The sequence below is a fragment of the Mycobacterium sp. UM_11 genome (genome assembly GCF_001414075.1).
GTDB lineage: Bacteria > Actinomycetota > Actinomycetes > Mycobacteriales > Mycobacteriaceae > Mycobacterium.
Genome location: NZ_LATC01000063.1, coordinates 23,438 through 29,883, shown reverse-complemented (window position 1 = coordinate 29,883; position 6,446 = coordinate 23,438). Strand labels below are relative to the sequence as shown.

Sequence of the window (6,446 nt, the reverse complement as noted above, 5' to 3'; positions counted from 1 at the left end):
TGACCGGCAGAAAAACGTCTTCCGGCGTCAGCAGGCCGTTGGCGACGGCCTTCTGGTGGAAATAGTGCCAACGATTCTGGGTGTGCACCACGCACTTGGGCAGGCCGGTGGTGCCGGAGGTGGAGTTGATCAAAAAGACGTCGTCGGGCCCGAGCCGACATTCGGCCGTGAGCGGCTTCGGCTCACCGTCCAATCGCGGGGCCTCGGCGCCCAAAACCAGCGCGGGCAGCGAAAGCTCGTCGGAAACCGCAGTCGCGGCACCGCCGCGCTGGGAGTCGCTGATCAGAATCTTCGGTTGCGAGCTGCGCAGTATCGCGGCGACTTCGCGGGCTCCGGCGCGCGCGCCGACGCCGACGACGACGGCCCCGCACCGCTCGATCGCCACGAACAACACGTGCAGGGCGGCGGAATCGCCATGCCACACCGCCACCCGAGCGCCGGGCGCGACCCCGGCCCCGACCAAACGCCGGGCTAAGTCCGTTGCGGCGGAGTCGAATTCGCTCCAGGTAAGTGACTCACCCGGATGGTCGACGTACGCGCGACGACCCGGTGATCGTTCGGCGTTGCGGCGCACCGCATCCGACAACGTCGTGTCGGACCACCAGCCGGCGGCGTGGAAGCGGGCCACGTCCTCGTCGGTGAACGCCGGCGAGGACGGTGTCTGCATGAGCCGATCATAGGAAAGCCATGGACGGGCCCGTGCGCCAATCGCCGCTAGGGGTTCTCCGGGGCCGGCGCGGGTGCGTCGTGTTGCGGGTCGCTAACGGGACCCGGAGGACGGGGGCGCGGCTTATGGCAGTTGCGCGTGCACCCGCAGTTGAGGCCGATGATGCAGCCGCCCCCGCCGGCGGGTTGCACCGGCAGGGCACCGCCCGGAGCGGGCGGTGGCGCCGGCGCCACGTGGGACGAAGACGTGGGGTTCGCGGCCCGGGTGACCATGCCGGCGTCGGACCAACCGAACGCCAGGACGAGCGCTGCGAAGACACCGCAAACCGCGGCCACGGGCTGGGCTTGTCGAATCTTCACGATCTCTCCAGTGTGTTTCTCGCCGCAGGGGGGGCAATTGTGTTGTTGGACTAGGGATTTGGCGGCGTGGAGGCAGGCGGGACGTGCTGTGGATCGCCGGCTACAGCCGGCGGATGTGGGCGCGGCGGCGATTGGCAGTGTTGAACACATCCGCAGTTGAGGCCGATAAAACAGGGCGAGCTGGGCAGTCCGAGGGCACTGTCGCCGATCCGTGAGGACGAGGCCGACGCAACGGGTCTTGTCAGCTCCGCCGTCGCGGCGACGTCGAAAGGCGTAAAGACAAGTGCGGCCAGGCAGGCGCACAGCGCCGTCGCCTTCCCGGGCCGCCCATTTCCCATGCCGACCAGAGTAGTTACTCCCCGCGCACCGCGCAGAACACGCGCGCGCTTTCAAAGAACACTCCAAGAAGTCGCCAAGAATCCTTCAAGCGCGGCCGTGGACGGTGAAGTCGCCCAGTGCCCTTTGGGATCGGTAGCGGCGTGGGTCGGTTGCACTTGCCCGACCACCGCTGCCGCCCGCAGCGAACAACACGGAAGGTACACCGCGGATGAAAAGCAAGGTCGTCGTGCTACTGGCCGGCGGGATGCTCGCGCTCGTGCTGCTGACGCGCTATTTCGCGCTGAGCCAGGCCGGTATGCCGTTGGGGTGGATGCTCTACCTCGGCCTGCCGATCACCGGCGCCGGAGTGCTGTTCGCGCTGCGGCTGCTCGACCTCGGCGCCGGGTGGACCACCAAGGACGCGGCGCTGCGCCACCACAGCGGCATCCAGGCCCAGCCGGTCGCGCTCCCGGTATCCGAGCCGCCGCTCTACCAGCGGCTCAGGCAGCTCGAGGACCTGCACGCCAGGGGCGCGATCTCCGACACCGAGTACAGCGCCCAGCGCCTACAGATCATCGCCAACATGTAAGCCGGGCGCGGGCTCGGGCCGCCGATGCGCCCTCGCCACGCGGATCGCATAGATCGCCGCGCTGACCCCGAACATCGCCGCGGTCAGCAGCAGCCACCGCCCGAGAAATGGATCCTGGGTTTGCCCGGTCGCCGCCGAATACGTCGGGGCGCCCTGCTTGATGATGCCGGGGAGGAACACCAGCAGCGTCAGGCCCGCCCCCAGCGCGGGCACCCGGACGTGATTGATTACCGGCACCCGGCGCGGTGCCGGACCGACGACGGCCCGCGACAGCAGCGCGTCGAGAAGCGTATAGACCGGGAACAACACCAGGTCGTGCGCGACGATGGCCGCGGCGAACCACACGATGATCGACTGCCACCACACATTTGGGTTCCACAGCGTGACCGGTTTCATGGTGGCCACCACGTAACCCAGGAGCGCGAACCCGGCGATCAGGGTGAGCAGATGCACCGGGCCGGAACCATAGATCCTGACGAAACCCGTTCGGGCGCTAGGCATTTGCGGCCCCTCGAAAGGCGATGGACTCCACCCACTTGGTGTTGTGCACCCCCGGCAGCGCCGGCACGATGACGCGCGCCGGGTAGCCGTGATCCGGTGACAGGTCGGCTCCGTTGACGCGCAACGCCAGCAGCGCATCCGGGTGCAGCACCTGGCTCTTCTGCAGTGTCGCGCGGCCGAACGCGCCGTTGCGCTCGAGGGAGGATACGTAAGCCGACTCCGGTGCGGGGACGCCGGCCCGCCGGGCCAGCTCCGCCAACCGCACCCCGGTCCACGTCTGGGTGGTCGACCAGCCTTCGACGCAGGCGATCGGAAGCACGGCGGTGTGCTGCGGCATGGCCAGCAGCGCCGCGCGGTCCAGCACCACCGGGGCGGCACCGCCGCTCAGGGTCAGCCGCCAGCGCTCGCCGGCCTCCGCGGCGGAGATGCCGGCCACCGCCGCGGTCCGGTTGATCTCGAAGTCGTTGGGTCCGTCTCCACGGGTGCGCCCCCGGGGCAGCAGCAGCGCGGCGGGCCGCGTCCAGCCACCCAGCGTCTGACCGGCGGTGATGACCGCCATGAACAGCGCGCCGCCGCCCACCAACGCCAGGGCGCCGCGGCGGCTCATCGTCGCCGGGCTCGGGTCCGCGGCGACCAGCCCGTCCGGCTCCCACGGCTGCGCAACGGTGTCGGCGCGCCCGGTGCGCAGCACGTCGCGCGGCGAGATCGAGCGCAGGCCGGACCACATCGTCGGAATCTTGATCGCGATGTGCACGACGAATCCGGCGATGAACACCCAGGCGCCGAAGTAGTGCGCGGTGTAGAAGCTGAAACCGAAGATGTAGTCGTACTGGATGTTCAGCACGCCGGTGATGATCTCGAACAGGATGCCACCGACCAACATCAGCAACGAAACCCGTTCCAGCAGTTGGGCTGTCGACCGGGCGGGCGGCCAGGCGAACAGCCTCGGTATCACCGACCATAGTTTGGCCAGCACCACCGGGATCAGGACGAGCCCGAGCCCGACGTGCAGCCCCTGGGTGAGCCGGTACAGCCACGAAGGGTTGGTGGGCCAATCGAACGTCGGCAGCTTGAGCCACCCGACGTCGCCCGGAATGGCCTGGCCGAACCGCGGCCCGTAAGCGACGTAGGACAGCAGGCCGGTGATGATGACGATCGGCAGCGTCACCAGCAGCACCGAGCCGAACACCGAGGTCAGCCACGGACCCCGCAGCGGGCTGCGCCATCGCTGCGCCCGGCGGACGCCCGGCGGCGGGTGCTCGTCCAGCCGACGCCACAGCCACGCGGGAAACCCGTACCCGTCGGAAGCGTCCGGCGCGTCGGTGTCTGCTTTCGGTTCGCCCATGCCGTGCATCATCGATGATGAGACACGGCGGGCCGGCGAAAATGGTTCAGACTCGCCGATCTGCGGCGCGCGTCAGTCCTTGCCCCGCGGCGGCGGCTGCACCTCGACGCCGGAGGAGTCGTGTTCGGGACCGGCGGCCGGGTGTTCGGCCGGGACCCGATCTCGGAAGCGGTCGCCCTCGCTGGGCCGGTCGGGATCGGGCCGGTGGACGTTGCCGTGGTAGGGGCCGGGCTTCGGCCGCGGCGCTCCGCCCGGGAAGGCCAGCCGGAAGATGCTGCGGTGCACCATCCCCCACTGCTTGCCGAAACGACCGGAGTTGTACGGCAGCTCGTAGCGCTCGCAGATCTCTTTGACCTGTGGCGCGATCTCCGAGTAGCGACTGCTCGGCATGTCCGGGTAGAGGTGGTGCTCCACCTGATAGCCCAGGTTGCCGCTGATGATGTGGAACAGGGGGCTGCCGTCGATGTTCGCGGCGCCGAGCAATTGGCGCACGTACCAACCGCCGCGCGTCTCGTTCTCGACCTCTTCCTGGGTGAACGTGTAGGTCTGGTCCGGGAAGTGGCCGCAGAAGATGATGGCGTGCGCCCACACGTTGCGGATGACGTTGGCCAGCGCGTCGGCGGCCAGGGTGCGTAGGTAGGTGCTCTCGACGCCGGGCGCGACTTTGTCGAGGAAGTTCGCCGCGGCGCCGGCGCGACGGCCCTTCGACACCCTGCGCAGCCTTCTGGCGATGCGGGATTGCGACGGCTGTTCGAGCCGGCCGCCCAGCGCCAACTGGGTGAGCGCGAACGCGCCGGCGCTGATGGCCGGCCAGCCGAGGTAGTCCTTGTAGATCTGCGCGCGCGCCTTGACCCCGATGCCCCGTAGGTCCTTGCGCACCTCCGACCACGGCTTTTCGCGCTTGCGGATGGCGTCGATGTCCATGTCGTGGACGGCCACGCCCCACTCGAACAGCAGCGTCAGCAGCAGGTTGTAGATCGGTTGGCCCAGGTAGCGCGGAGCCCATTTCTGATTGGGGTCGATGCGCATGATCTCGTAGCCGAGATCCTTGTCCTTGCCGAGGATGTTGGTGAACGTGTGATGGATGTAGTTGTGCGAGTGCTTCCACGACTCGGCCGTCGAGGCCGTGTCCCAGTCCCAGACCGACGAGTGGATGTCGGGATCGTTCATCCAATCCCATTGGCCGTGCATCACGTTGTGGCCGATCTCCATGTTCTCCAGAATCTTGGCCATGGAGAGGCAGGCGGTGCCCAGCAGCCACGCGGTCTTGGACCGCGACGCCAGCAACAGGATTCGGCCGGCCACCACGATCTGACGTTGTGCCGAGATGACGTTCTTGATGTAGCGGCGGTCGCGGTCGCCGAGGTCGGCGAACACCTCGTCGTGGATCGCGTCGAATTCCTTGGCGAGTTTTTCCAGTTCCTGCTCCCCCAACCGGGACAGCGGGCTCTCCCCGGCCCTTTTAACGGCAGTTGTCACGAGCCGCTCCTTTCCATCACAGTTCGAGTTCGACGTCGCCCTCGGCGGTGTTGATGCAGATCCGCACGTCTTGCTCCGTCGGCTCGATCACGTCGCCCGAGCGCAGGTCGCGCAGCTTGCCCGACTTCAGCGTCCCGACACAGGTATGACAAATTCCGATCCGGCAGCCGAACGCAAGATTGAGTCCCGCCTTCTCGCCGGCTTCGAGAATGGATGTGCCACCGTCACATTCGACTTCCTTCTCGCTGTCCAGGAAGCAGACGGTGCCGCCCTCGCCGGCGTTGGCGTCGCCGCCGATCTTGGGCTGGAACCGCTCGAAGTGCAGGCGATCGCAATCACCGTTCTCTTTCCAGTGCTCGATCAGGGCGTCGAGCATTTCCCCCGGACCCGAGCAGAACGCCTCGCGTTCCCGCCAGTCCGGGCACACGTCGTCCAGCTCCTCGGGTGTCAGGCGCCCCTGCTCGGAGGTGAGGCGCAGATCCAGCCGCAGCCCTTCGTGGCGTTCCTCGAGCTCTTCCAGGGCCGGCAGGAACATGGCCTGCTCGCGGGTCCGCGCCGAATGGATGACCACCGCATCGCGCAATTCGTCGCGATGGTCGAGGTCGCGCAGCATGCTGATGATCGGCGTGATGCCGCTGCCGGCGCTGATGAACAGCAGCTTCGGCGGCAGCGGGTCCGGCAGGGTGAAGACGCCCTCGATCTCGCCGAGCCGCACCAGATCGCCCGGCTGAATCTTGTGCACGAGATACGGCGACACGACGCCGCCGTCGACCCTCTTCGGCGTGACGCTGATCAGCCCGTCGTCGGGCCTGGGATCAGACGTCAGCGAGTACGCACGCCAGTGGTAGACGCCGTCGATGACCACGCCGAGGCGCACGTACTGTCCGGGCTTGTGGCCGGGCCACTCGTACCCCGGGCGGATCAGGACGCTGGCCGCTTCCGAGCCCTGGGCCTCGATGCCCTCGACCTTCCCGCGCAGCTCCTTGGTGGTCCACAGCGGGTTGATCATCTCGAGGTAATCGTCCGGCTGCAGCGGGCTGAACAGCCGCCGGACCGCTCGCAGGAACAGCCGACGCCCGCGTGGGACCTGGGGTTCAGCGCCGCGCTCAGCCATGCAATCAGAGTACACACTTGTACACCGAGTTTAAACGTCGAAATTGAATTGGGCTGTACCAGCAGGCAACACGA

The 6,446-nt window shown here is 67.8% G+C and carries 6 protein-coding genes; 1 reads left to right on the top strand and 5 read right to left on the bottom strand.

Features of this window, described 5'->3' with window-relative positions:
- A partial coding sequence (locus WU80_RS16360; RefSeq protein ID WP_156371796.1) for a class I adenylate-forming enzyme family protein occupies positions 1–667 on the bottom strand: 667 nt, incomplete at its 3' end.
- A gap of 906 nt (positions 668–1,573) precedes the next feature.
- On the opposite strand from WU80_RS16360, the gene WU80_RS16355 reads away from it, so the two are divergent.
- Complete coding sequence (locus WU80_RS16355) at positions 1,574–1,933, top strand: SHOCT domain-containing protein (protein ID WP_055401544.1); 360 nt, start codon at positions 1,574–1,576, stop codon at positions 1,931–1,933.
- On the opposite strand, the gene WU80_RS16350 is transcribed toward WU80_RS16355, so the two are convergent.
- The 4 genes from WU80_RS16350 to WU80_RS16335 form a co-directional block, all read right to left on the bottom strand.
- Entirely contained in the window at positions 1,910–2,434 is a 525-nt protein-coding gene (locus tag WU80_RS16350) for a hypothetical protein (protein ID WP_055401546.1), read from the bottom strand. The genes WU80_RS16355 and WU80_RS16350 overlap by 24 nt on opposite strands.
- Positions 2,427–3,779, bottom strand: a complete 1,353-nt coding sequence (locus WU80_RS16345) for a molybdopterin-dependent oxidoreductase (protein WP_082459787.1) — start codon at positions 3,777–3,779, stop codon at positions 2,427–2,429. The genes WU80_RS16350 and WU80_RS16345 overlap by 8 nt, the downstream gene beginning before the upstream one ends.
- A gap of 72 nt (positions 3,780–3,851) precedes the next feature.
- Complete coding sequence (locus tag WU80_RS16340; protein WP_055401548.1) at positions 3,852–5,258, bottom strand: acyl-CoA desaturase; 1,407 nt, start codon at positions 5,256–5,258, stop codon at positions 3,852–3,854.
- Positions 5,259–5,274: 16 nt separating this feature from the next.
- Complete coding sequence (locus WU80_RS16335; protein WP_055401550.1) at positions 5,275–6,372, bottom strand: ferredoxin reductase; 1,098 nt, start codon at positions 6,370–6,372, stop codon at positions 5,275–5,277.
- Positions 6,373–6,446 lie beyond the last annotated feature (74 nt).